The organism is Massilia sp. ST3 (assembly GCF_018119405.1).
GTDB lineage: Bacteria > Pseudomonadota > Gammaproteobacteria > Burkholderiales > Burkholderiaceae_D > Telluria.
Window position 1 is genome coordinate 32,444 of the sequence record NZ_JAGPWC010000018.1, and the last position, 24,847, is coordinate 57,290.

Annotated in this window: 23 protein-coding genes and 3 tRNA genes; 12 read left to right on the top strand and 14 right to left on the bottom strand. The window is 66.8% G+C overall.

Annotated features, from left to right (window positions below; genetic code table 11):
- The first annotated feature begins 79 nt into the window (after positions 1-79).
- Complete coding sequence (locus KBW98_RS08380) at positions 80-550, top strand: RES family NAD+ phosphorylase (RefSeq protein WP_211519668.1); 471 nt, start codon at positions 80-82, stop codon at positions 548-550.
- Positions 551-648: 98 nt separating this feature from the next.
- On the opposite strand, the gene uvrB is transcribed toward KBW98_RS08380, so the two are convergent.
- Positions 649-2,745, bottom strand: a complete 2,097-nt coding sequence (gene uvrB / locus KBW98_RS08385) for an excinuclease ABC subunit UvrB (RefSeq protein WP_229429057.1) — start codon at positions 2,743-2,745, stop codon at positions 649-651.
- 115 nt (positions 2,746-2,860) lie between these two features.
- On the opposite strand from uvrB, the gene KBW98_RS08390 reads away from it, so the two are divergent.
- The 5 genes from KBW98_RS08390 (at position 2,861) to KBW98_RS08410 (ending at position 6,741) form a co-directional block, all read left to right on the top strand.
- Positions 2,861-4,072: an amino acid aminotransferase gene (locus KBW98_RS08390; protein WP_211519669.1), complete on the top strand. Its 1,212-nt coding sequence runs from the start codon at positions 2,861-2,863 to the stop codon at positions 4,070-4,072.
- Positions 4,073-4,183: 111 nt separating this feature from the next.
- Positions 4,184-4,259 (top strand) — tRNA-Asn (locus tag KBW98_RS08395).
- Positions 4,260-4,388: 129 nt separating this feature from the next.
- Entirely contained in the window at positions 4,389-5,159 is a 771-nt protein-coding gene (locus KBW98_RS08400; protein WP_211519670.1) for an alpha/beta fold hydrolase, read from the top strand.
- 61 nt (positions 5,160-5,220) lie between these two features.
- Positions 5,221-5,296, top strand: a tRNA-Asn gene (locus KBW98_RS08405).
- 131 nt (positions 5,297-5,427) lie between these two features.
- The gene (locus KBW98_RS08410; protein WP_211519671.1) at positions 5,428-6,741 is read left to right on the top strand and encodes a zinc dependent phospholipase C family protein; all 1,314 of its coding nucleotides are present in this window, start codon (positions 5,428-5,430) and stop codon (positions 6,739-6,741) included.
- 130 nt (positions 6,742-6,871) lie between these two features.
- Here the strand turns inward: KBW98_RS08410 and KBW98_RS08415 are convergent, their stop codons facing one another.
- A complete protein-coding gene (locus tag KBW98_RS08415; RefSeq protein WP_211519672.1) occupies positions 6,872-8,011 on the bottom strand; it encodes a PepSY domain-containing protein in 1,140 nt (379 codons plus the stop codon).
- A 13-nt stretch (positions 8,012-8,024) separates the two neighbouring features.
- Positions 8,025-10,136: a TonB-dependent siderophore receptor gene (locus tag KBW98_RS08420; RefSeq protein WP_229429058.1), complete on the bottom strand. Its 2,112-nt coding sequence runs from the start codon at positions 10,134-10,136 to the stop codon at positions 8,025-8,027.
- A gap of 163 nt (positions 10,137-10,299) precedes the next feature.
- Between KBW98_RS08420 and KBW98_RS08425 the strand changes: the two genes are divergently transcribed.
- Positions 10,300-10,375: transfer RNA gene (locus KBW98_RS08425), tRNA-Asn, on the top strand.
- Between the two features lie 248 nt (positions 10,376-10,623).
- Positions 10,624-11,721, top strand: coding sequence for a tartrate dehydrogenase (locus tag KBW98_RS08430; RefSeq protein ID WP_211519673.1), 1,098 nt, complete (start codon positions 10,624-10,626; stop codon positions 11,719-11,721).
- Between the two features lie 6 nt (positions 11,722-11,727).
- On the opposite strand, the gene KBW98_RS08435 is transcribed toward KBW98_RS08430, so the two are convergent.
- Complete coding sequence (locus tag KBW98_RS08435; RefSeq protein WP_211519674.1) at positions 11,728-12,171, bottom strand: rhodanese-like domain-containing protein; 444 nt, start codon at positions 12,169-12,171, stop codon at positions 11,728-11,730.
- A gap of 86 nt (positions 12,172-12,257) precedes the next feature.
- On the opposite strand from KBW98_RS08435, the gene KBW98_RS08440 reads away from it, so the two are divergent.
- The gene (locus KBW98_RS08440; protein ID WP_211519675.1) at positions 12,258-13,706 is read left to right on the top strand and encodes a PLP-dependent aminotransferase family protein; all 1,449 of its coding nucleotides are present in this window, start codon (positions 12,258-12,260) and stop codon (positions 13,704-13,706) included.
- Between the two features lie 208 nt (positions 13,707-13,914).
- Here KBW98_RS08440 and gcvA read toward each other — a convergent pair whose 3' ends face one another.
- Positions 13,915-14,802 carry a transcriptional regulator GcvA gene (gene gcvA / locus KBW98_RS08445; protein WP_211519676.1) on the bottom strand — a complete coding sequence of 296 codons (888 nt, stop codon included), beginning with the start codon at positions 14,800-14,802 and terminating at the stop codon, positions 13,915-13,917.
- A 129-nt stretch (positions 14,803-14,931) separates the two neighbouring features.
- On the opposite strand from gcvA, the gene KBW98_RS08450 reads away from it, so the two are divergent.
- Positions 14,932-15,327, top strand: a complete 396-nt coding sequence (locus KBW98_RS08450; RefSeq protein WP_211519677.1) for a RidA family protein — start codon at positions 14,932-14,934, stop codon at positions 15,325-15,327.
- 1 nt (position 15,328) lies between these two features.
- Complete coding sequence (locus KBW98_RS08455) at positions 15,329-16,471, top strand: NADH:flavin oxidoreductase (RefSeq protein WP_211519678.1); 1,143 nt, start codon at positions 15,329-15,331, stop codon at positions 16,469-16,471.
- 3 nt (positions 16,472-16,474) lie between these two features.
- Here KBW98_RS08455 and KBW98_RS08460 read toward each other — a convergent pair whose 3' ends face one another.
- The 8 genes from KBW98_RS08460 to KBW98_RS08495 form a co-directional block, all read right to left on the bottom strand.
- Positions 16,475-17,296: an arylamine N-acetyltransferase gene (locus KBW98_RS08460; RefSeq protein ID WP_211519679.1), complete on the bottom strand. Its 822-nt coding sequence runs from the start codon at positions 17,294-17,296 to the stop codon at positions 16,475-16,477.
- An 85-nt stretch (positions 17,297-17,381) separates the two neighbouring features.
- Entirely contained in the window at positions 17,382-18,782 is a 1,401-nt protein-coding gene (locus KBW98_RS08465) for a M20/M25/M40 family metallo-hydrolase (protein ID WP_211519680.1), read from the bottom strand.
- A gap of 62 nt (positions 18,783-18,844) precedes the next feature.
- Positions 18,845-19,255, bottom strand: a complete 411-nt coding sequence (locus KBW98_RS08470; RefSeq protein WP_211519681.1) for a VOC family protein — start codon at positions 19,253-19,255, stop codon at positions 18,845-18,847.
- A gap of 36 nt (positions 19,256-19,291) precedes the next feature.
- Positions 19,292-19,738, bottom strand: a complete 447-nt coding sequence (locus tag KBW98_RS08475; RefSeq protein ID WP_211519682.1) for a helix-turn-helix transcriptional regulator — start codon at positions 19,736-19,738, stop codon at positions 19,292-19,294.
- Between the two features lie 7 nt (positions 19,739-19,745).
- Positions 19,746-21,242 carry an amidase gene (locus KBW98_RS08480; protein WP_211519683.1) on the bottom strand — a complete coding sequence of 499 codons (1,497 nt, stop codon included), beginning with the start codon at positions 21,240-21,242 and terminating at the stop codon, positions 19,746-19,748.
- A gap of 100 nt (positions 21,243-21,342) precedes the next feature.
- Complete coding sequence (locus tag KBW98_RS08485) at positions 21,343-21,759, bottom strand: DUF6691 family protein (RefSeq protein WP_211519684.1); 417 nt, start codon at positions 21,757-21,759, stop codon at positions 21,343-21,345.
- Between the two features lie 5 nt (positions 21,760-21,764).
- Positions 21,765-22,196 (bottom strand): YeeE/YedE family protein, encoded by a 432-nt coding sequence (locus KBW98_RS08490; protein ID WP_211519685.1) that lies wholly within the window; start codon positions 22,194-22,196, stop codon positions 21,765-21,767.
- Positions 22,197-22,220: 24 nt separating this feature from the next.
- On the bottom strand, positions 22,221-22,514 hold the full coding sequence (locus KBW98_RS08495; protein ID WP_211519686.1) for an HNH endonuclease signature motif containing protein: 294 nt from the start codon (positions 22,512-22,514) through the stop codon (positions 22,221-22,223).
- A 208-nt stretch (positions 22,515-22,722) separates the two neighbouring features.
- On the opposite strand from KBW98_RS08495, the gene KBW98_RS08500 reads away from it, so the two are divergent.
- Positions 22,723-24,402: a response regulator gene (locus KBW98_RS08500; RefSeq protein WP_211519687.1), complete on the top strand. Its 1,680-nt coding sequence runs from the start codon at positions 22,723-22,725 to the stop codon at positions 24,400-24,402.
- Here the strand turns inward: KBW98_RS08500 and KBW98_RS08505 are convergent.
- Positions 24,384-24,839 (bottom strand): response regulator, encoded by a 456-nt coding sequence (locus KBW98_RS08505; protein WP_211519688.1) that lies wholly within the window; start codon positions 24,837-24,839, stop codon positions 24,384-24,386. The two genes, KBW98_RS08500 and KBW98_RS08505, sit on opposite strands and share 19 nt — an antisense overlap.
- Between the last annotated feature and the right edge of the window lie 8 nt (positions 24,840-24,847).

A 24,847-nucleotide genomic window follows, 5' to 3' on the forward strand; every position in this document is an offset into this window, starting at 1 on the left:
CGCCGGTGCACCATCCGTGCGCGCCGGGCCGCAGGCCTCGTTGTATGCTGGTTCCGAAAGCGAAAACCGATTGGATCCCATGAGAACCTGGAGAATTGCCAACGAAGGCGCGGCCCTCGATCGTTCGTGCGAGGGCGCCAAGAAGAGCGGCGGGCACTGGCACGACGAAGGCTGCGCGGCGCTGTACAGCGCGATGACGGCGGAGCTGGCGGTGCTCGAGAAATTCGTGCACAGCGAAGGCGACGAGCCGGACCTGGTGCTGGTGGCGGTCGACCTGCCCGATGATCCGGGCCTGGGTGTCGATATGCCGCCCGAACGGCTGCCGAATGGCTGGGACGATCTCGAGGATGCGGGGAGTGCGGCGAACTTCGGGACGAACTTCTTGAAGGACTGCGAGTTCCTTTACATGCGGGTGCCGTCGGTGATCGTGCGGGAAGGGTGGAACCTGGTGATCAATCCGGAGCATCCGGCGTATGGACGGGTGGAGCTGAGTATCGCGCGGTCGTTCGGGTTTGATCCGAGGATGTTCGGGAGGCCGGCGAAGTGCTGATGCGGTAACTCCTTCGGCCCGCAACGCGTAAACGTCATCCCCGCGCAGGCGGGGATGACGCTTTTTAAGCTGACAAATGAAGCGATTTGCCGAACCGCTTACTTGCCCAACATCGACACCACATTATCCGCCCCCGGCGCCCCAAACGCCTGCTGCTTGAGCACATGCAGCTGATCCCGCACCTGTGCCGCCTTCTCGAACTCGAGGTTCTTGGCGTGGTCCACCATGAGCTTCTCGAGGCGCTTGATCTCCTTGCTGATCTGCTTCTCGCTCATCGATTCGACCTTGGCGGTCGCCGCATCCTCGTGCACGCCCTCGACCATGGCCCGTTGCGCGGCGTTGCTGTACACGCCGTCGATCATTTCCTTGATCTTCTTCTGCACACCCTTCGGCGTGATGCCGTTCGCCTCGTTGAAGGCGATCTGCTTGGCGCGGCGGCGTTCGGTTTCGTCGATGGCGCGCTTCATCGAATCGGTCATCTGGTCCGCGTACAGGATCGCCACGCCGTTCAGGTTACGCGCCGCGCGGCCGATGGTCTGGATCAGAGAACGCTCGGAACGCAGGAAGCCTTCCTTGTCCGCGTCCAGCACCGCCACCAGCGACACCTCCGGCAAGTCCAGGCCTTCGCGCAGCAGGTTGATGCCGACCACCACGTCGAAGGTGCCCAGGCGCAGGTCGCGCAGGATCTCGACGCGCTCCACGGTCTCGATGTCGCTGTGCAGGTAGCGCACCTTGATGCCGTGGTCGCTCAGGTATTCGGTGAGCTGCTCGGCCATGCGCTTGGTCAGCGTGGTGACCAGCACGCGCTCGTCCTTGGCGATGCGGTCGGTGATCTCGCTCATCAAATCGTCCACCTGCGACAGCGCGGGTTTCACGATGACCTTCGGGTCCACCAGGCCGGTCGGGCGCACCACCTGCTCGACCACGTTGTCGGCGTGCTCCTTCTCGTACTCGGCCGGCGTCGCGGAGACAAAGATCGTCTGGCGCATCTTGCCCTCGAACTCGGAGAACTTGAGCGGCCGGTTGTCGAGCGCGGACGGCAGGCGGAAGCCGTAGTCGACCAGGTTGGTCTTGCGCGAACGGTCGCCGTTGTACATCGCGTTGAGCTGGCCGATCATCACGTGCGACTCGTCCATGAACATCAGCGCGTCCTTGGGCAGGTAGTCGATCAGGGTCGGCGGCGGCTCGCCTGGCATGGCGCCGGACAGGTGGCGCGAATAGTTCTCGATGCCTTTCGTGAAGCCGATCTCGGCCAGCATCTCGAGGTCGAAGCGGGTGCGCTGCTCGAGGCGCTGTTCCTCGATCAGCTTGTTCTCGTTGCGGAAGTACTCGAGGCGGTCGCGCAGCTCGGCCTTGATCGATTCCACGGCGCGGATCACGGTGCTGCGCGGCGTCACGTAGTGCGAGCCGGGATAGACCGTGAAGCGTGGGATCTTCTGGCGCACGCGGCCTGTCAGCGGGTCGAACAGCTGCAGCGACTCGATCTCGTCGTCGAACATCTCGACGCGGATCGCCAGCTCGGCGTGCTCCGCCGGGAAGATGTCGATGGTGTCGCCGCGCACGCGGAAGGAGCCGCGCGAGAAGTCCATCTCGTTGCGCGTGTACTGCATCTGGATCAGGCGCGCGATGATGTCGCGCTGCGCCACCTTGTCCTTGTGGCGCAGGGTCAGGATCATCTTGTGGTATTCGTTCGGATTACCGATACCGTAGATCGCCGACACGGTGGCCACGATGACCACGTCGCGCCGCTCCATCAGCGACTTGGTGCACGACAGGCGCATCTGCTCGATATGCTCGTTGATCGACGAGTCCTTCTCGATGAACAGGTCGCGCTGCGGCACATAGGCTTCCGGCTGGTAGTAGTCGTAGTAGGAGACGAAATACTCGACCGCGTTCTGCGGGAAGAATTCGCGGAACTCCGCATACAGCTGGGCCGCCAGGGTCTTGTTCGGTGCGAACACGATCGCGGGACGGCCGGCGCGCGCGATCACGTTGGCCATCGTGTAGGTCTTGCCCGAGCCCGTCACGCCAAGCAGCGTCTGGTACATCAGGCCGTCGTTGATGCCTTCGACCAGGCCTTCGATCGCGGTCGGCTGGTCGCCCGCCGGCGGGAAGGGCTGGTGCAGCTTGAACGGCGAACCAGGGTAGGTGATGACGGTGGGTTCGGGAGAAGTTGCGATGGATAGATCAGCCATACTTTCAGACCTTTGCTAGAATGGGAGTCCGCTTGCGGCACTGCAGCACGTATCTTGCAGTAGTGTCGCTGTCTATACAACCGCTGCGAACAGCCGCCAAATTCAGTTTATCACGATGACTTCCACCGCCTCTGCCAGCCTCTTCGGCGCCATTGAAATGGCCCCGCGCGACCCGATCCTGGGCATTACCGAAGCATTCAACGCCGACACGAACCCCGAGAAGATCAACCTCGGCGTGGGCGTGTACTACGACGACAATGGCAAGGTGCCTTTGCTGCAGTGCGTGCAAAAGGCGGAAGCGAAGCTGATGGAACAGCCGGCGCCGCGTACCTACCTCCCGATCGACGGGCTGGCGGCGTACGACAAGGCCGTGCAAGAGCTGGTATTTGGGGCCGACAGCGCCGTAATTCAAGAGAAGCGCGCGATTACCGTGCAGGCCCTGGGCGGCACAGGCGCACTCAAGATCGGCGCCGATTTCCTCAAGCGTTTCGTGCCGGGCGCGGAAATCTACATCAGCGATCCGAGCTGGGAAAACCACCGCGCGCTGTTCGAAAGCGCCGGCTTCGTTGTCAACAACTACACCTATTACGACCCGCGCACCCGCGGCGTGAACTTCGAAGGCATGCTCGAAGCGCTCAAGGCCATGCCGAAGAACTCGGTCGTGGTGCTGCACGCCTGCTGCCACAACCCGACCGGCGCCGACCTGACCCAGGACCAGTGGGGCCAGGTGATCGAGGTGGTGCGCGAGAACGGCCTGGTGCCGTTCCTGGACATGGCCTACCAGGGCTTCGCCAACGGCATCGCCGAAGACGGCGCCGTGGTGCGCCGCTTTGCCGACACCGGCATGCCGCTGCTGGTCTCGAACTCGTTCTCGAAGTCCTTCTCGCTGTACGGCGAGCGCGTCGGCGCGCTGTCGATCGTCGCCACCAGCGCCGAGGAAGCCGCGCGCGTGATGTCGCAAGTGAAACGCGTGGTCCGCACCAACTACTCGAACCCGCCGACCCATGGCGGCAAGGTAGTGGCCACCGTGCTGGCGAACCCGGAACTGCGCCAGCTGTGGGAAGACGAGCTGGCGGCGATGCGCGTGCGCATCCGCGACATGCGCGGCGCCATGGTCGAGAAGCTCAAGGCCAAGGCCCCGGGCAGCGACTTCGGTTTCGTGCGCCAGCAGGTCGGCATGTTCTCGTACTCGGGCTTGACGAAAGAGCAGGTCGGCAAGCTGCGCGAACAGTCGATCTACGCGGTGGACACCGGCCGCATCTGCGTCGCTGCGCTGAACTCGAAGAACATCGACCGCGTCGTTGACGCCATCGCCAAAGTTCTCTAAAATCGCGGCTCTCTGGAACTGTTGTCCGGTTCTGGAGAGCAGCAAATGTGGTTTCGGAAACAGGCGTGAGTTTGACAGACCTGATCCGGCAGCCATATAATGCTTACCTATTCCCTGATAGCTCAGTCGGTAGAGCGACGGACTGTTAATCCGCAGGTCCCTGGTTCGAGTCCAGGTCGGGGAGCCAGAATTCGAAAGGCCGCATCGCACGATGCGGCCTTTTTGTTTTTGCGCCGATGATATGCATCGGAATCGGGTTGCGTCGCGGCGAGGGGGCGGGTAGCCTCGCCGCATCGTGTCGAATAAGGACTGCCGCGTGAAACATTTGCCAAAGAGCCATGCCACCCTGATCGAGGGCCAGATGCTCCGCTTCTCCGCCTCGGGGCAGGGCAGCCCCTCTATCGTGCTGCTGAGCGGCGCAGGCGGGCCGCTGGATTCCTGGTACAAGCTCTATCCCGCTATCGAACAGCTCGGCACCGTGTTCGCCTACGACCGCCCCGGCGTGGGCGGCAGCGCCAAGCCGCGCGAGCCGCAGTATGGCGAGACCGTCGTGGCCCAGTTGCGCCAGCTGCTGCTGGCGGCGGAGGTCAAGCCGCCTTTCCTGCTTGTCGGCCATTCCTTCGGCGGGCTGCACGCCAACCTGTTCGCGCGCGAGTTCGCGGACGAGGTCTGCGGAGTGCTGTTCCTCGAGGCGACCGCGCCGGAAGACGTCACGGTGATGAAGCGTTACCAGTCCCGTCTGCAGCGCGCCTTCGTGGGCTTCCTGGACCGGCTCTCGCCACGCGATCCGAACGACGAGATCCGCAATGAACTGGAGACGGTGAAGGATATCGCGGAGGCGCCGGCGTTTCCCGCGGTGCCGGTCACGGTGATCTCGGGCGGCAAGCGGCTGCCGCGCTGGCTGATGCCGGACGCGGCGGTGCGCGAGCGCGAACGCACTCAGCTGGGGCTGGCGGCCTTGTCGCCGCTGGGCGAGCGCGTCGTCGCCAAGGGCAGCGGGCATTTCCCGCAGATGTCGGAACCGGAGTTCGTGCTGGATGCTTTGACGCGGCTGGTGGCGCGCGCCAGGGCCGAGGTGAAGGGCTGATTTCTTTTTGTTATCTCGGCATTTGCCAAACCGGAAGAAGCAGGTATAATTCGGCCTCCTTTCCCTGATAGCTCAGTCGGTAGAGCGACGGACTGTTAATCCGCAGGTCCCTGGTTCGAGTCCAGGTCGGGGAGCCAGAATTCGAAGGGCCGCATCGCAAGATGCGGCCCTTTTCGTTTTGTGCGCCAGAAGCGGCGTGATCTTGTGTGAGATTTCCGGGTGTCTTCGAAGATATTATTAATCTTTCAATACGCTTGGAGGGCGGATCATGAGAAGAATATGGCTGCTGGCGCTCGTCATGGCCGCCGCCCAGTGCGGCGCGTTTCCCATCAATCCGGCGACCACGACTGTGGAAGACGTTCGCAAGAACAACCGGAAATACTGGGATTTCGTCGACCGGTTTTCGGCTCCTGCTCATGAACGGATCAGCCGTATGGCCTACCGGTGCGCGGCCCAGTTTACTGGTGAGGCACATGCATGCCAACCAGGGGGAGACGGCAAGGTCGCCGGGCTGGACGTCGACACCGTCATCGACGGCGTACACTGGAACGACGATCCGAATAACTTTTTCCATTCTCTTCAGCATGTAACCTGGTTCTTCTGGATGTTCCAGGCAGCCGGCATGGAGGTGAAACCGACCGATCCACTCCAGCATCGCAGCCACTACGGCGACCTGCAGTTTTTGCACGCAATGAGTCCGGCTTCGCGTTCATACGAGGAGACGCGCATGGATGTGCTGGACTGGGCACGGTTTGCCTACGATGTCGCGACCGGCAGGATCAGGCCCGGCGCGCGGCTCGCGGGACTGAAAGCCGATTACACCTTCGCGCGCCATTTTGCGGGGCTCAAGAAGAATGCTGGCTGGACGGTCAAGGATCTGTTTGCCAACATCGGGGACTACAAGAAGCTCGCGACGCTCGACCTGACCGGGGACCAGGTGCGGGCGATGGCCCTGGGCGCACTCCTGCACACGGTGCAGGACTCGTTCTCGACCTCCCATGTCGAGCGCGAAGGGCCCGATCATCGCGTCGTCAGTTGGCTGGACTACGCCAGCCAGCATCGTACCTGCCACTCCGGAGGGGATGAAGAGCTTGCATTTCTCGACGCGCCGCAGGCACTGGATGTCCCGGTGGTCCGTCACTCCGCCTGGATCATCCATGCCGCTGCCCAAGAGGAACGATGGGAAGACGGCGTTGCCGCGAAATTCGCCAATGTGATTTTTCCTGCTGTCGGAGAGGTTCGCGGTTCGGGTGGTGGCGATTGCCAGAAGCATCAACTCGTTGCGAACCTGACGGTCGATGGCGAGGCCGAACCAGCGAGAAAATCCACGGTGTCGCTTCTGCGTGGCGGGGAGGTGCGCTTCAACGCCGCGTCGACGCAGGCTGGTTGCGGCTACAGGCTCGATCTCAACGGAGCTTCCCCCGGTGTCGTCAATGTGATTACCGGCAAAGTCCAGTGCGCCGGCCAGTTGGCCGTTCCCGTCAAGCTGGATTTGCCTCTGGACGAGCGGAAGTCCTTCGACTTCAAGGACAGCAAGGGACGGGACGTGCAGTTGCAGTTGACACTGAAGCACCTGCCTTGATGCCCCAGGAGGCAAAGACTGAAAAACCCGCATGGGAATGCGGTTGTTGGTCCGCGAACAAACTTGGATCCCGGCCTTCGCCGGGATGACGTTAACAGGGAAAACGGCAAGAGGGTGGGCGGACTCCGGCTTAGCCGATGGCCTGCTCGGGAAGGCCTTGAAGCATGGCCTGCTTCTGCTCCGCCGTCACGGAGCGCCGCTTCCACCACAGCATCAAGCCGCTCCACAGCACCCAGATACTCAGCAGATCCAGCCCAAGCCACAGGACCTTGAGCGCCATCCCGCCATAATCCCCGAAATGCAGCGGCTGCGACAGCATCAGGGTCGACACGTACCACGGCATCTCACCCGTCGTCACCACCTCGCCCGTGCGCGCGTCGATCATCACGATCGACAGCAGCTTGGAGGTCACCGGCGTGTTCCCCTGCATGAAGGCCATGAAGTGCTGCGGCGTGGCGAAGTCGTTGCCCGGATAGGCCATGAAGCCAAGCGTCTTGCCCGGCGCGGCCTTCAAGGCCGCCTTCACGGCCGCGTCGGCGGACACGGCCCCCGTCACCGCCGGCTGGCCCTTGAACGGTTCCGCCAGGGCTTTCAGTTCGCTCGCCTGCCAGGCCGCGAAGATCGGCTGGTTGAGCGCATTGATCGTGCCCGTCACACCGACCACCAGCAGCCACACCAGGGTCACCATGCCCAGCAGGTTATGCTGGTCGAGCCACTTGAGGCGCGTGGCGCGGTTGCGCCGGATGCTGCCGAAGCGCAGCTTCTTCATGTAGGGCCCGTACACGTAGATGCCCGACACGATCGAGGCCGCCAGCAGCAAACCCATCAAGCCCAGGAACAGGGTGCCGCCGATGCCCATGTACATGTCGACGTGCAGGCGCAGCATCACGTCCATGAAGCCCTGGCCGAGCGGGTATTCGCTCAGGAAGTCGCCGGTGCGCGCATCGTAGGTGTAGAAGGCCGTCAGGCCCGGCGAATCGATGCGGTCGGCCATGCGCACATAGAGCAGGTCCGGTTCGTCCGCCTCGGCCACCAGGAACTGCGGCACGTCCCGCGGACGGCGCGCCTGGGCATCGGCGACGATGGCGTCGATGCTGGCGCGGCCCGACTGTCCAGGAGCGAGTTGCGGCGCATCGGCGCTGGTGCCCAGCAGGTGGCTGATCTCGTGCGAGAAGATCAGCGGCAGCCCCGTCAGGCACAGCATCAGCAGGAACAGCGTCGCGATCAGGCTGGTCCATTTGTGCACGGCGTACCAGGCGCGAAAACTCATGCGATCCTCCGAATCAGAATGCGGCGTGCAGGGTCAGCTCGACGCTGCGCTCGGCGCCCATCCAGCAGTTCTGCGCGCTGTGACAGGCGCCGACGTAGCGCTTGTCGCCCAGGTTGCTGGCGGTGAGGCCCAGGCGCCACGTCTTGTTCAGGCGCAGCATCGCGGCCGCGTCGAACACGGTGTAGGCAGGCACGGTGGCGCTGTTCGCCGCATTCATCTGGCTCTCGCCCACGTAGCGCACGCCGGCGCTGAGGTCGAGCGCATCCATCGGCTGGTAGTTCAGCCACAGCGAGGCCTGCTTGCCGGCCACCCACACCGGGGTCTTGCCGACCAGCGAAGGATCGGAGGCGTTCTCGGTCACCTCCATGTCCAGGCGCGTCAGGCCCAGGGTAAAGTCCAGCTTGTCGCTAATAGCCTGGTTCCACGAGACTTCCACGCCGGTCGAGCGCACCTCGCCGTTCTGGGTGTACTGCATGAAGTCGGGCGTGTTGACCACCACGTTCTGCTTGCGAATCTCGAATCCGGCCGCGGTCAGCTGGGTGCGGCCGTCCTGCGAGCGGACCTTTACGCCGGCTTCCATCTGCTTGGCGGTGGTCGGCTTGAAGGCCGCGCCGGTGAGGGAATCGACGCCGGAAGCCGGCTCGAACGAGGTCGAGTAGTTGAGGTAGGGCGCCAGGCCGTTGCCGACCTGGTAGATCGCGGCGATGCGGCCGCTGGTGCGTTCCTGGGCGATTGCCGTGACGCCGCTCGAGGGGAAGCCGTCGTAGCTCGACTGCTTGGCGTCTTCGCTGCGGTAGCGGTCGCGGCGCAGGCCGCCGAGCAGGGTCAGGGGGCCGAGCTTGGCTTCGTCCTGCAGGTAGAAGCCCAGTTGCGACTGGCGGATGCCGTGGCGCTCGGTGTAGAAGCCGAAGGGCAGGGCAGCCACGTCGAACAGGTGGTGGTTCGGGTTGCCCAGGTCGATCGAGGGCGTGCCGGTGCCCAGCGTGTCGCCATAGCGCACGCTGGTGCGCAGTTTCTGGTAGTCGGCGCCGGCCAGCACGCGGTGGGTCCAGGCGCCGGTAGCGAAGCGGAAGGCGAACTGGTTGTCGACCACGTAGCCGCGCATCGATTCGTCGGTGAAGTAGGCCGAGCGCAGCAGTGTGCGCTTGTCGGCCAGCAGGCCGTTGTTGTAAGTGTTGCGCTGGAAGCCGTCGGCCTTGGTATAGCGGAAGTTCTGCAGGAAGCTCACGCTGTCGTTGAAGGCGTGCTCGAACTTCCAGCCCGAGAGCAGCGTCTCGCGCTCCATGCCCGACCAGACGGCGTCGCCGGCGAAGGTGTCGGCGTCCAGGCGGCCGTAGGGCGCGTCGCGCAGGGTGCCGGTCGCCGGCAGCGGCGTCGAGGGAACCAGGGCCGGGTCATCCTGGTAGTAGAGGTTCAGGTTGAGGCGGGTCGCGGGGCTGATGCGCCACGTGAGCGAGGGCGCGAACAGGCGGCGTTCTTCCCTGGTTGTCACCTGCTGGCCGTCGCGCTCGCGCGCCAGCGCGACCACGCGGTAATCGACGTCCTGCGAGAGCGGACCGGTGCTGTCCAGGGCCAGTTCGCGCAAGGCATTGGTGCCGATGCGGGCGCGCACCAGGGTCTCCTGCTTGGAGCGGGGCTGCTTGGCGGTCTGGTTGACCATCCCGCCCGGCGGCGCCGAGCCGTAGAGCACCGACACCGGGCCTTTCAGCACTTCGACGCTCTCGGTGGCGAAGGCGTCCACCTGCGGCACCAGGTTCCACAAGCCGTCGTACTGCAGCGGCAGGCCGTCGTAGTAGTTGCGGTAGCTTTCGAAGCCGCGGATGGTGTACTGGTCGAAGATGGTGACGGTCGAGCGGCTTTCCGGCGTCACGCCCGGCACGTAGCGCAGCGCTTCGTTGACGCTGTCGGCCTGGCGCGAACTCAGGAGCTCGTTGTCGTAGACCTCGTAGCTCATCGGCGATTCCAGCGGCTTGAGGTCGGACTTGGTGCCGGTGGTGCGGTAGCCGGTAGCGGTGACGCGCACCTGGGCGGTGTCTTCGGTAGCGGTCTGGGCGGTTGCGGGAATCAGGGTGGACAGGACGAGCAGGCTGGCAAGGCTGCGCTTCGGGATGACAGGCATGGGCATGGGTTTCTTTTTGTTAGTGCGAATGATAATGAGAATAATTATCATTTAGCATGTGCGTGCTGTCAACCCAGCCTGCTGGGAGAGGGGCTTTCCATCGCTCCATCGATTATTGAAAGCCGGCACTGGTCAAACCCGGAACCAGCCGTTATAATGCGGCCTCTTTTCCCTGATAGCTCAGTCGGTAGAGCGACGGACTGTTAATCCGCAGGTCCCTGGTTCGAGTCCAGGTCGGGGAGCCAGAATTCGAAGGGCCGCATGTGAATGCGGCCCTTTTGTTTTTGGCGCGGCGGGCTGCGTATCGGTGTTTCTTTTGGCCCCTACCGTTCGCACGTCATCCCCGCGAAGGCGGGGACCCAATTCCGTTGAGCAGCCAGGATCAACGTTGTCGTCCTGCACGCAAACTTGGGTCCCCGCCTTCGCGGGGATGACGGAGCGCAGAGTAGTGGATGAAATAGCGGTACCATGCCTTTTTTCGAAAGGAGCCCCCATGACCCGCCCATTCAAGATCGCCGCCATCGCCGGCGACGGCATCGGCAAGGAAGTCCTCCCCGAAGGCCTCAAGGTCCTGGAGGCCGCCGCCCGGCGCTTCAAGCTGCAGCTGGAATTCACCCACTTCGAATGGGCCAGCTGCGACTATTACCTGAAAACCGGCGACATGATGCCGCCCGACTGGAAGGACCAGCTGGCCGGCATGGACGCGATTTACTTCGGCGCCGTCGGCTGGCCCGCCACCGTGCCGGACCACATCTCGCTCTGGGGCTCGCTCCTGAAGTTCCGCCGCGAATTCGACCAGTACATCAACCTGCGCCCGGTGCGTCTGTTCGACGGCGTGCCTTGCCCGCTGGCCGGCCGCAAGCCCGGCGACATCGACTTTTTCGTGGTGCGCGAGAATACCGAGGGCGAATACACGAACCTCGGCGGCGTCATGTTCCCCGGCACCGAGCGCGAGCTGGTGATCCAGGAATCGGTCTTCACCCGCCACGGCACCGACCGCGTGCTGCGCTACGCCTTCGAGCTGGCCGACGCCCGCGCGCGCAAGCACCTGACGGTGGCGACCAAGTCGAACGGCATCGCCATCAGCATGCCCTGGTGGGACGGCTGCGCCGACGCGATCGCCAGCGACTACCCGGCCGTCGCGGTCGACAAGCAGCACATCGACATCCTCACCGCGCGCTTCGTGCTGCAGCCGAACCGCTTCGACGTGGTGGTCGCGTCCAACCTGTTCGGCGACATCCTGTCCGACCTCGGTCCCGCCTGCACCGGCACCATTGGCCTGGCGCCATCGGGCAACCTGAACCCGGAGCGGCGCTTCCCGTCGCTGTTCGAACCGGTGCACGGCTCGGCGCCGGACATCGCGGGCAAGGGCATCGCCAACCCGGTGGCGATGATCTGGTCCGGCGCCATGATGCTGGACTTCCTGGCCGGCGCGCCGGATGCGGGCGCGGAACTGCGCGCCGCGCACGACGCCATCCTGGCGGCCGTCGAGCAGGTCTTGCGCGCGGGGCCGCGCACCGCCGACCTGGGCGGGCAGGCGCCTACCGTGGAGGTGGGCGACGCGATCGCGGCGCAGGTGGCCGGCGCCTGAGCCGCGTCAGCAGCCGCACTGCGCGGAAGCGCCCAGGCGGCCCGGCTCCATGCCGGTGGCCAGTGGATGGCCGTCGCGCTTCCAGAAGTCCAGGCCGCCCAGCAGCTCCTTCACCTTGAAGCCCAGTCGCGCCAGCTTCCACGCGCCCTTGGTCGAGCCATTGCAGCCGATGCCGTCGCAGTAAACGACATAGGTCTTGCCGCGCTCGAGCGATGAGGTGCTGTGGTCGTCCATGGTCCGGTGCGGGAAGCTGATCGCGCCGGGAATATGGCCGGCCGCATAGAGGTCCGGACTGCGGGTGTCGATCACCACGATGGCGTTGACCCCGTTCAGCAGGTCTTGCGCCAGGTCGGCGGAGTCGGTGTGGTAGGCCAGCTTGGCCTGCATGAAGGCGGCGCTCTGCTCGGGATCGGGGGCGGGGAATTGCAGCACCAGCGAAGGGATGGACATGGATGGCTCCTGTATTGGGGACGCTGTCATTCTAGGGCGCGCATGGCATGATGGCGGATGCCAATTTCCAGTCATCGATAAGACCAATGCCGGAATCCCAGACTACGCCCGCCCTCTGGATCAACCTGTTCCAAAGCCACGACCAGCCCGGCCTGCCGCTGCGCGAGCGCGTCTGTGCGGCCCTGCGCGGCGCCATCCGGCGCGGCGAGCTGGGGCAGGGCGCGCGCCTGCCCGCCACGCGGGTGCTGGCGGCCGACCTGGCGATCTCGCGCGTGACCGCGGAGGCGGCCTATGCGCAACTGGAGGCCGAAGGCTATGTGACGCGTCGCGTTGGCCATGGCACCGTCGTCTCCATCGCTTCGCCCGGCTGGCAGGCCCCCGCCCGCGTTGCACAAGCAGCGGCAACGCTGTCGCGCCGCGGCGCCGCCATCGTCGGGACCGGCGGCTGCCGTGACCCGCTCGTACCGCGCGCTTTCTGCGCCGGCAGCCCCGACCTGCGCGCCTTCCCGGTCGAGACCTGGCGCCAGATCACGGCGCGCCAGTTGCGCAGCCAGGGCGAGGCGCTGATGGGCTATGGCGACCCGCAGGGTTACGCACCGCTGCGCGAAGCGATCGCCGGCTACCTGGCGCAGTCGCGCGGCGTGCGCTGCGACGCCGGGCAGGTGGTGGTGCTCACCAGCTCGCAACAGGCGTTGCAGCTCTTGGCCATGCTGTTGCTCGATCCGGGCGACGCGGTGCACATCGAGGAGCCGGGCTATGTCGGTGCGCGCAACGCTTTCGCCAGCGCCGGTGCCCGGCTGCTGCCGGCCGCGGTCGACGCCGAAGGCATGGCAGTCCCGGCGCGTGCGGCGCGGCTCACCTACCTGACGCCCTCGCACCAGTATCCGACCGGCGCCACGCTCGGTCTCGCACGCCGGCTGGCGCTGCTGGAGGCCGCACAGCGCGATGGCGGCTGGATCGTCGAGGACGATTACGACAGCGAGTTCCGCTACGATGCGCGTCCGCTGCCGGCCATGCAGGGCCTGGACCGCCATGGCCGCGTGATCTACCTGGGCACCTTCTCGAAGGTGCTGTTCCCCTCGCTGCGCCTGGCCTACGCCGTGTTGCCGCCCGCGCTGGTGGAGCCGGCGGTGAAGGCGCGCACGGTGATGGACGGCCACAGCGCCCAGCTGGCGCAGGCGGTGACGGCGGAGTTCATCGCCCACGGCCACTTCGCGCGCCACCTGCGCCAGATGCGGCTGCTGTACGCCAGCCGGCGCGCGCTGCTGCTCGAGCGGCTGGGCGCGGCGGGCATGGACTGGATGACGCCGCTGCCAGGCGCCGGCGGCCTGCAGCTGGCGGTGCGCCTGCCGGCGGGCAGCGAGGCGGCGCTCACGCGCCAGGCGGCGGCGCGCGGCATCGCCACGCCTTCGCTGTCGGCGCTTTACATGGGCGAGCGCAGGCAGGACGGCTGGCTGCTCGGCTTCGCGGCCCTGCAGAACGAGGAGATCATCGGCGCCGTCGAGGCGCTGGCGGCGCTGCGTCCGGACGCCTAGGGTCTGTCTGACCGAACCCGGAGGCGATAACTCGATTGTTGACGCGATTCGTAGGGTGGACGGGTTCCCCGTCCACGCGGTGATAGTTTGCGTCGAGATCATCCCGCACGAAAGCGGAGCCTCTACCTATCACCGCGTGGACGGCGAAGCCGTCCACCCTACGAATCAGACTAACTGTGGCCAGGCTCGGCAGACAGCGCTTAGATGCTCAGCCGTGGCCGGCCGCTTCTGTACGCAACCAGTCCAGCGCGGCCTCGACCTGCGGCGCCGGCGCGTGGCCCGCGCTGCGCACGAGGTGGTAGGTGTGGCCGGGGATCGCGGGGCCGAACGGTTGCACCAGGCGCCCCGCCGCGATCTCGTCCGCCAGCAGCTCGAGGCTGAGCAGAGCGATCCCCTGGCCCGCGAGCGCGGCCTGGATCGCGTGCCCCTCGTCCGAGAAACGCAGCCCGCCCTTGGGCGCACGCCAGGGCAGGCCGGCGGCCGCGAACCAGTTCTTCCAGGTCGGATTGAGCGGATGCTGGCGGCTCCACTTGAAATCGATCAGCGGCAGCGCGCCGAGGTCCGCCGGCGCGGCCACGCCCAGCGCGGGGCTGGCCAGCGGCGCGAAGCGGTCGGTGAACAGCGCTTCCGTCACCATGCCCGGATAGGGCCCCCGTCCGTAGCGGATCGCCAGGTCGGCGTGGTCGGCGCCGAGGTCGACCGCCTGGTCCGAGGCATGCAGCTCCAGGTCGATGTCCGGATGCAGGCGGCGGAAGCGCGCTACCCGCGGCGCCAGCCAGCGCGCCATGAAGGCGTTCGTCGCCGAGATTGTCACCACGCGGCGGGCCTTCCTGTTGTCCAGTCCCTGCAGCGCCATCTCGAAGGCATTGAAGCCGTCGCGCAGCACGGGGTAGAGCGCCTGGCCGGCCTCGGTCAGGACCACCTTGCGCACCTGCCGGTCGAACAGCGCGAGGCCGGTGTACTCCTCCAGGGAGCGGATCTGATGGCTGATCGCGGTCGGCGTCACCGCCAGTTCGTCGGCCGCCAGCTTGAAGCTGCCGCGCCGGGCCGCCGCTTCGAAAGCGCGCAATGCCGAGAGGGGAGGAAGTCGCCGCATGGCTCGATAGGTGAAATAAATTCAGCTTATGCCTGACAACTTCGCGTTTGTCAACGCGAGGAGCGAGGCCTATCGTTCCGCTATCGCCCCATGGGACAGGTCCAGGGGCATTCATCCAAGGAGTCCATCATGTTTGAGCGCGTCATCACCCAACCCGACAACTACGAACCCTTCCTGCTCTCGCAGGGCATCAAATTCGGCGACTTGCTGTTCATCTCCGGCCAGGCCGGCGCGGGCGACGACGGCAAGATCGTCGACGGCGGTTTTCGCGCCCAGGGCGAACAGGCTTTCGCCAACCTGGCCCGCGCGCTCGAAGCGGGCGGGTCCAGCCTGAAGGACGTCATCAAGGTCACGATTTTTGTGACCGACATGGGCAATTTCAGCGAGGTCGTGGAACTGCGCCGCCGCTTCTTTTCCGCGCCTTATCCGGCCGACACCATCGCCGAGATCAAGGCCTTGTACGATCCCAGGGCGATGATCGAGATCGAGGCCATCGCCGCCGTCCGCGCCGGCGGGGAGCGCTGAGATGGGTGCAAGCGACCTGCGCGGCTGCGCGCCGCACCAGCAATTGTTCGAACCCTTCGCGATTAGCCGCCTGGTGCTGCCCAACCGTCTCGCGGTGGCGCCGATGACGCGCGTCAGCGCCACCGCCGACGGCTCCGCCACTGCCGAGATGCAGGCCTACTACGGCGCCTTCGCGGAAGGCGGCTTCGGCCTGGTGATCACGGAAGGGATCTATACCGACAAGGCCTACTCGCAAGGCTACCTGTACCAGCCCGGCTTGTCCGACGGCGTGCAGCGCGACGCCTGGGCGCCGCTGGTGCGCGCCGTGCACGCGGGCGGGGCGCGCATCGTCGCGCAACTGATGCATGCGGGCGCGCTGTCGCAAGGGAATCCCTACCGCAGCGAGACGCGCGGCCCCTCCGTCGTGCGCCCGAAGGGGCAACAGATGCATTTCTACCGCGGCAACGGCCCCTACCGCCTGCCGCAGGCCATGACCGAGGCGGACATCCTGGATGCGATCCGCGGCTTTGCCGACGCGGCGGCGCGGGCGCGCGAGGCCGGCTTCGACGGCGTCGAGATCCACGGCGCGAACGGCTACCTGCTCGACCAGTTCCTGAGCGACGGAATCAACCTGCGCGAGGACCGCTATGGCGGCAGCCTCGAACGCCGCCTGCAGCTTCTGCTCGAGGTGGCGGGAGCGGTGCGCAATGCGGTGGGCGACGATTTCGCGGTGGGCGTGCGCATTTCGCAGGCCAAGGTCAACGATTTCGAGCACAAATGGGCCGGCGGGGAAGCCGATGCGGCGGCCATTTTCGGCGCGCTCGGCAGGCTGCCGGTCGATTACCTGCACACCACCGAATTCGAAGCCTGGAAGAGCGCCTTCGGCAGCGGCCCGAGCCTGGCCGCGCTGGCGAAACGGCATGCCGGGCTGGCCGTGATCGCCAACGGTTCGCTGCACGATCCCGCGCGCGCGGCCGGCTTGCTCGACGGCGGCGAAGCCGACCTGGTGTCGCTGGGCCGCGGCGCGCTGACGCACGCCGACTGGCCGCGCCGCCTGCGCGCGGGCGAACCGGCCGAGGAATTCGACCCCGCCATCCTGTCGCCCATCGCCGACCTGGCCAATGCGGCCTGCCAAAGAGCCGCGCGTGGCCCGGGTCCTGCTTAGTTTTCAGCCAGCCGCGCGGGCCTTGTCGACGATGCCGCCGAGGCGCGCGCGCAGGCCGGGAACGCCCGCGGTGACGATGCCGAATTCCGTCTCCAGCAGCCCGACGATCTCGTCCACGCTCTCGAGCTGGCGGGTACTCGGCGCGCCGTCCAGGCCATAGAAGCTGTAGCGCGTGTTGTTGATGACGTGGCGTCCGCCGGCCGTGGTGCGCACGGCCACCAGGTCGCGCGTGAAATGCGAGGCCGGGTTGGTCGAGACGTACCAGTTGCTCATCTCGAAGTCCGGCTGGTAGGCGGGCGCCATCTCGAAGATGTAGAGCGGCTCCCAGTCGCCCGTGAGCCGGGCTTCCAGGCGGTAGCCGGCCGGGTCGTCCATCACGCGGTACTCGCCATGCGGCGTGGACTGCGCGAGCCCGGGCGCCAGGCGCAGCGGCGCGGTGAGCGTGGCGCGGCCGAAGCCCGTGTCCGCGATCCAGGTTTCGCCTTCGGCCTCGACCAGCACCAGCATGTGGGTGCGCGGCGTGATCACCTCTTGCGGCACGTTCAGGCGCACGCGGGCCACCAGCGGCCGGGTCGCGAAACCCAGGCTGGCGAGGGCATGCCCGAACATCAGGTTGTGCTCGTAGCAGTAGCCGCCGCGCCCCTGGGTGAACTTGTCCAGCAGCGCAGGGATGTCCAGCCTGACCGGCAGGCCGGTGAGCGGGTTCAGGTTCTCGAAGGGCAGCGTGTGGGTATGGCGCAGCTGCAGCGCCTTCAGGGCCGCGATGCCGGGCTTGCCCTCGTGGCGGTAGCCGATCAGGTCGAAGTAGCAGGACAGGTCGATCATTGTGCGAACTCCTTCAGGGAATGGACATGGCGGCAGTGTAAAACCTCAACTTAGGTCGAGGTCAAGCGCCATGTCCGCCACCGGTTCAGGGTTTGCCCGCCAGGCGGCGCAGCATGAACACCCAGTGGTCGACATCGTCGTCCAGCGCCTTGACCGGCAGCCGTTCGTCGCGCCCGTGCGCGCGCATGTCGGTCGGGACGATGCCCCAGGAGCCGTCGACGCCATAGATCGGGATGCCGGCGATGCGGAAGGGGTTGGCGTCGCTGGCGCCGGCGCTCATTTCCGGGAACACCGGCGAGTTCGGGTGGCGCGCCTTGACCGCGTCGGTGTAGGCATTCACCACGTCGGCGCGCAGCGGCGAGTCGAGCGAGGACACGGCCTGGTCGTTGCGGGTCACGGCCACGTTCTTGTCGGCCGCGATCTTTTCCAGCTCGACTTTGATCGCATCGGGCGAGACGCCCGGCATGATGCGGCAGTTGACGGTGGCCGTGGCCAGCTGGGGCAGGGCGTTGTCGGCATGGCCGCCGGCCAGGCGGGTGGCCACGCAGCGCGTGCGGGTCAGGCCGGTCTCGCCTTCGTCGGCCTCGATCAGGTCGGCGACGCGGCCGTCCTTCGGGTTCTTGAGCCAGGCGCGCATCGCGTTGCCGAGGGCGCCGCGCTCGGTCTTCTCGCGGCCGGCGAAATAGGCGCGGGTGGTCTCGTTCATCACCGGCGTGAAGCGGTATTTCTCCAGGCGCGCGAGGGCGTTCGCCAGGGCATAGATGGCGTTGTCGGCGCGCGGCTTGGACGAGTGCCCGCCGCGGTTGCGCACGGTGAAGGTATAGGTGGCGTAGGTCTTCTCGGCCGACTGCAGCGAGAAGCCGAGCGGCCGTCCGTCGGGGGCGAAGGCGCCGCCGCCGCCGTCGGCGTTGAGGCCGAATTCGACGTCGAGCAGATTGCGCCATTCGGTCGCGCCCAGTTCAGCGCCATGGCTGACCGTTTCCTCGTCGCCGGTGTAGAACACGATGATGTCGCGCGTCGGCTGGAAGCCTTCGGCCTTGAGCTTCATCAGCGCCGCCGAGGTGGCCGCGATGCCCTGCTTGATGTCGCTGGTGCCGCGGCCATAGTAGTAGCCGTCCTTCTCGGTGAAGACAAACGGGTCCGTGTCGCCCCAGTCCTCGCGGCGCGCCTCGACCACGTCCATATGGGCCATCAGCATGATCGGCCGCGCGCTCGGGTTCGGCGCGCGCCAGCGTACGATCAGGGCCGCCACCTTCTCGTAGGGCATGACCTTGATGTCGGCCTCCGGGAAACCCGCCTTGCGGTATTCGCCCGCCAGGTAGTTCGCCATCTCGATCAGCTTGGGGCTGCCGGGCGTGGTCGGGATGTTCACCGTGCGCTCCAGCAGCTCGCGCGCCTTGGCGTGCGCCGGGTCATTGGCCGGGGTCGCGGAAGCGGCGCCGGCCAGGAGGAGAGCGGCGATCGGAAGCAGTTTGTACAGGGACATCTGGGGCACTCCGGAAGAATGGTCGTGCCCCAGTGTAACTGTTCATTTTGGCAACAACAAGCTCAGCGGAGTTGCTGAATGCGCAGCATGTTCCCGGCCGGATCGCGCACCGCGCAGTCGCGCACACCATAGGGCTGCTCGGTCGGCTCCTGGACGATATCGGCCTCACGCGCCTGCAGGCGATCGAACACGGCGTCCAGGTCGCGGGTGGCGAACAGCAGCATCGCATAAGTCCCCTTGGCCATCATCTCGGCGATGGTGCGGCGCTCCTCGTCGGTGACGCCCGGCGCCACGCCGGCCGGCGCCAGCACGATCGAGGTGCCGGGCTGGTTGACGGGGCCGACGGTGATCCAGCGCATGGCGCCGTAGGCGACGTCCTTGCGCACCTCGAAGCCGAGGACGTCGCGGTAGAAGGCGAGCGAGGTTTCCGCGTCCTGGTGCGGGAGGAAGGTCGAGTGGATGGAGATGTCCATGGTGTGAGCCTCTTTCAGGTGGATGGAGACGCCAGCTTAGCCGGGCGGGTCAAGCGGCGCTTCTTGATTCCTGATCGGTCGCGTCACCTGCTTGGCGACGCAGGGCGGGATGCCGTCCAGGGCCTGGGGCGGCTGGCTGCTGCGGTAGACGCTGGGCGGCACGCCGACCAGTTCGGTGAAGCGGGTGCTGAAGGTGCCGAGCGAGGAGCAGCCGACCTCGAAGCAGACCTCGGTGACATTCATGCCGCCGCGCCGCAGCAGGGCCATGGCGCGCTCGATGCGCCGCGTCATCAGGTAGGAATAGGGCGACTCCCCGTAGGCAAGCTTGAACTGGCGGCTCAGGTGCCCGGCCGACATGTGGACGCCGCGCGCCAGCTCCTCGACGTTCAGCGGCTGCATGTAGTCGCGGTCGATGCGGTCGCGCACCCGGCGCAGGCGCGCCAGGTCGCGCAAGCGCAGCGCGAAGGCCGGGTCATGCGTCATGCCTGCCTCATGCCCGGGTCATGGCCGGCAGCCGCTCGAACCAGGGTTGGGCCTGTTCCAGCTGGGCGGCCAGCTGCAGCAGGCTGTCTTCGCGTCCGAAAGGCGCGACGAACTGCACGCCCAGCGGCAGGCCGTCGGCCGTCCAGTGCAGGGGCACCGACATCGAGGGCGTGCCGGTGAGATTCGACAGCTGGGTGAAAGGCACGTAGCGCAGGTTGTCGCGCGCGATGCCGTCGACCGTGGCGTCCAGCAGGCCGAGGCGCGCCAGCAGTCCCAGCACGCCGCTGCGCTGCAGGAAGCCCAGCATCGCCTGCTGCGAGGCGGGCAGGTCGCCCGCGCCATGCTTCACTGGAGGATGGGCCAGGGTCGGCGTGAGGAGCATGTCGTAGCGCTGGTGGAAACGCCCGAGCGCCCGCGCATAGGTATTCCACTGCGCCAGCTGCTCGGTCAGCGAGGGCGCGTTCGTCGCCCTGCCGAGCGTCAGCAGCAGGCGGGTCATCGGCTCGACCTCGCCGCCCTCGATGCCGAGGGCCTTGTTGCGCGCCACGATGGCCGGGACCTGGCCGAAGTAGATGTGCAGGTAGCTCTTGGCCAGGGCCGCGCCGTCGATCTCGGGCGCCGCTTCTTCCACCTCGTGGCCCAGGCTGGCCAGCAGCCTGGCCGCGTGACGCACCGCGGCCACCGCTTCCGGATGCACCTCGGCCCCGATCGGCGAGGCGGCGCTGAAGCCGATGCGCAGGCGGCCGGGCGCGCGCCGCATCAGTTCCTCGTAGGGTGCGGCGGGCGGCGCGATCACGAAGGGATCGCCCGGCTCGGCGCCCTGCAGCAGGTCGAGGGCGCGCGCGCTGTCGCGCACGCTGCGCGAGAGCACCCCTTCGCTCGAGGCGCCGAACCAGATCTCGCCGGCATGCGGCCCGGCCGACACCCTGCCGCGCGAGGGGCGCAGCCCGAACAGGCCGCAGCAGGCGGCAGGAATGCGGATCGAGCCGCCGCCGTCGTTCCCGGCCGCCATCGGCACGATGCCCGCGGCCACCGCCGCGGCCGCGCCGCCGCTCGAGCCGCCCGGGGTATGGTCCAGGTTCCAGGGATTGCTGGTGCGGCCGGACAGCAGCGGATCGGTCACGCCTTTCAAGGCGAACTCCGGCAGGTTGGTCTTGCCGAACACGACCAGGCCGGCATCGAGGTAGCGGCGCACCACGGCCGCATGCTCGCGCGGCACGTAGCCGCGCATCGAACGGCTGCCGTTGGTGGTGGGCAGTCCCGCGTAATCCTGCAGGCCGTCCTTGATCAGGAAGGGTACGCCGGCGAAGGGACCGGCCAGCGGGCCCTGGAGCCGGGCCCGGGCTTCATCCTCCATCAGCCGGCACACGGCGTTGAGCCTGCCGTGGACGGCGGCGTGGCGCGCCAGCGCCGTGTCCAGCAGCGCCTGCGGCGTGACGGCGCCCTCGGCAACGAGAGCGGCAAGGGAAGTGGCGTCATGGCGCAGGTAGTCGTGGAAGTGCATGGGCAAATGATGAACCGGGAAGCGGGCCCCGAAGTTGAACTTGCCCAAGATGAAATATTCTGCCGCTCTCCTTGTCAAGGAAAAACTGCCAGGGCGGCGATTAATGCTTCCTGCGTTCGGCCAGTTCGTACACGGCCATGCCCGCCAGCATGGCTGCGACGAAGAGCAGGGGCTTCCAGCCGCCTGTAGCAAGCGAGGCGAGGGCCGGACCCGGGCAATAGCCGGCGATGCCCCAGCCGATGCCGAACACCAGGCTGCCCAGCACCAGACGACGACTGATGGCGGTGGCGGACGGCAGCCGCAGCGGTTCGCCCAGCAGGCTGCGCCGCCGGCGCTTGGCGAGGGCATAGGCCGGGGCCGCCGCCAGCAGGGCGGCGCCCATGGTGAACAGGAGCGAGGGATCCCAGCGGCCGGCCAGGTCGAGGAAACCGAGCACCTTGGCCGGATTGCTCAGGCCGGACACGACCAGGCCGAGGCCGAACACCAGGCCGGAAAACAATGCGGTGAGAGCGTTCATGCGCCTCAGCCAAGGATGTGGCGCAGCAGGTAGACGGTGGCGAAACCGGCGCCCGTAAAGGCGGCGGTGGCGGCCAGCGAGCGCGGCGAGCCGCGCGCCAGCCCGCAAATGCCGTGGCCGCTGGTGCAGCCGGCGGCGTAGCGCGTGCCGATGCCGACCAGCAGGCCGGCCAGCAGCAGGGCCGGCAGCCCGGCGTCGATCCGAACGGGCGGCAGCGGTGCAAGCAGTCCGTAGAGCAGGGGCGCGGCCACCAGCCCGCCCAGGAAGGCCAGGCGCCAGGCGCGCTCGCCCGGGGCGGGGCGCAGCAAGCCGCCCAGGATGCCGCTGATGCCCGCGATGCGCCCGTTCAGCAGCAGGAAGGCGGCGCTCGCCAGTCCGATCAGGACGCCTCCGGCCAGCGCCATCCAGGGCGTAAAGTGTTCCCAGTCGATGTCCATGCCTCGTCCTCCCGGGCAGTCCCGTCAGCGGCGCCGCTTCTTGTCGTTGGCCGTATAGGTACGAGTGTAGAAGCCCGGCGGCTTCTTCGCCACCCAGGCGATGAAGGACCGGATGTCCTCGTGTGCGCGCAAGGCTTCCCAGGTATGGTATGTATTCAACAGTTCCCGCTCGGTAAATGCCGAGTGAATCTTGCGATGGCAAATCTTGTGTATCGGGAATTGCTCTTTGCCCTTGAAGGTTTTCGGGACCAGGTGGTGGCGGTCGATGTTCTCCGTTCCCAGCGGCCTCCCGCACAAGGGGCACAGCTCGTCGCTCATGCGTGCTCCGACTCGTTGGCTCCTCCTCCAGATGGAGGCGTCCGCAGGCCTTGCAAGGTAGCGCCTGTCAATACCGCGCACGCCACGGATGGGCCGGTACTTGTGACAAGTTAATGGTGTAGAATTAACGCTTACCATTTTGCAACAGATTTGGTAAGAATCTGGTAACACCCAGCATACCCCGTGCCCTGAAAGCGATGCCGTTGCAATGATCGATGACGATTCCTCCACCTGCTCCGTGCTGCTGATCGACGATGAGCCGTTTGCGCAGGACATCATCGCCCACGGCCTCGAGGGCTGCATCAAGCATACGCTGTGCTACGAATCGAGCCCGGCGCGCGCCGTCGAGGTGGCGCGCGAGCTGAAGGCGACGGTGGTGCTGGTCGATCTGCGCATGCCCGGGCTCGACGGCTTCGACGTCACCGCCAGGCTGCGCGCCGATCCCGAGACCGAAGACATTCCCGTCATCCTGCTCTCGTCCGAGGACGATCCCGACATCAAGGCCAAGGCCTTCGCCGTGGGCGCCAACGACTACCTGGTCAAGTGGCCCGATGCGCGCGAGCTGGTGGCGCGCGTGCGCTACCACAGCGGCGCCTGCAGCGCGCGGCGCCAGCGCGACCAGGCCTTCGCCTCGCTGCGCCTGAGCCAGGAACAGCTGGCCGCCAGCCAGTCGGCCCTGCACCAGGCCCAGAAGATGGAAGCGATCGGCCAGCTGACCGGGGGCGTGGCCCACGACTTCAACAATGTCCTGCAGATCATCGGCGGCAACCTCCAGTTGCTCAAGCTGATCGGCGGCATGAGCGACGCCGGGCGCACCCGCGTCGAGATGGCGCTCAACGGCGTGGAGCGCGGCGCCAAGCTGGCCGCCCACCTGCTCGCGTTCGCGCGGCGCCAGCCGCTGCAGTCGGTGGTGATCGATCCCGGCAGCCTGCTGCGCGAGATGGACGACATGATGCGCCGCGTCCTGGGGCCGGGCGCCCGCGTGCTCACCGAGATCGCTCCCGACCTGGGCAGCGTGACGGTCGATCCCAACCAGCTCGGCAACGTGCTGCTGAACCTGGCGATCAATGCGCGCGACGCCATGTCCGACAGCGTGGCCGGCAGCGGCACCCTGACCATCACGGCGCGCAACGCCTACGGCGACGACGGCCGCAGCGCCTTGCCTCCAGAAGTGCAGCGCGGCGACTACGTGGTGCTGGAAGTGAGCGACACCGGCAAGGGCATGCCGCCCGACGTGATGCAGCGCGCCTTCGAGCCCTTCTTCACGACCAAGCCGACCGGGCAGGGCACCGGCCTGGGACTGGCGATGGCCTATGGCTTCGTCAAGCAGTCCGGCGGCGAGATCGTCCTGCGCAGCGAACCGGGGCGCGGCACCACGGTGTCGATCTACCTGCCGCGCAGCGACGCGGCGCCGGCTGCGGACGAGCCCGAACATGCGCCGCTCCTGGCCGGGGGACTGGAAACCATCCTGGTGGTGGAAGACGAGGACGACGTGCGCTCCGCGACCTGCGGCATCCTGTCCGCGCTCGGCTACCAGGTGCTGGAGGCGGGCGACGCCGCCAGTGCGGCGGAGATCATCGACAGCGGCCGCCATATCGACCTGGTGTTCACCGATGTGATCATGCCGGGACCGGTGAGCAGCCTGCAACTGGGAGAGATCGTGCGCGAGCGCCTGCCCGGCGCCCAGATCCTGTACACCTCGGGCTATGCCGAAGGGGTGCTGGCGCACGAGGGCAAGCTGGATGCCTCGGTGCACCTGCTGCAGAAACCCTATCATCCGGATGCGCTCAGCGCGCGCATCCGCCACCTGCTGCGCCGCGGCGCGCGGCGCGCTTCAGCCAGGGGCGTGGGCAAGGCGGCGGACGAAGCTCACTTGGGCTTGACGTAGCGGCGCGATCCCGGCGGCGGCTCGTTCAGCACGGCCCAGAAGATGCCGAGATCGGCGATCGCGCGCACGAACTCGTTGAAGTCCACCGGCTTGACCACGTAGGCGTTCACGCCCAGCGCGTAGCTGCGGATCACGTCCTGCTCTTCCTTGGACGAGGTCAGCATCACCACAGGAATCGGCTTGAGCAGCTCGGTCTCGCGGATCGCCTTCAGCACTTCCAATCCATCCACTTTCGGCAGCTTCAGGTCGAGCAGGATCACGGCCGGGTTACCGACCGGGCGCTCGGCGAACTCGCCGCGCCGGTTCAGGTAGTCGAGCGCCTCGGCGCCGTCGCGCACGACCACGACTTCGTTCGCCAGCTGGCTTTTCGACAGCGCGATGAGCGTGAGCTCGAGGTCGTGGGGGTTGTCTTCCACCAGCAGGATGGGCTTGAGCATGATGCGGC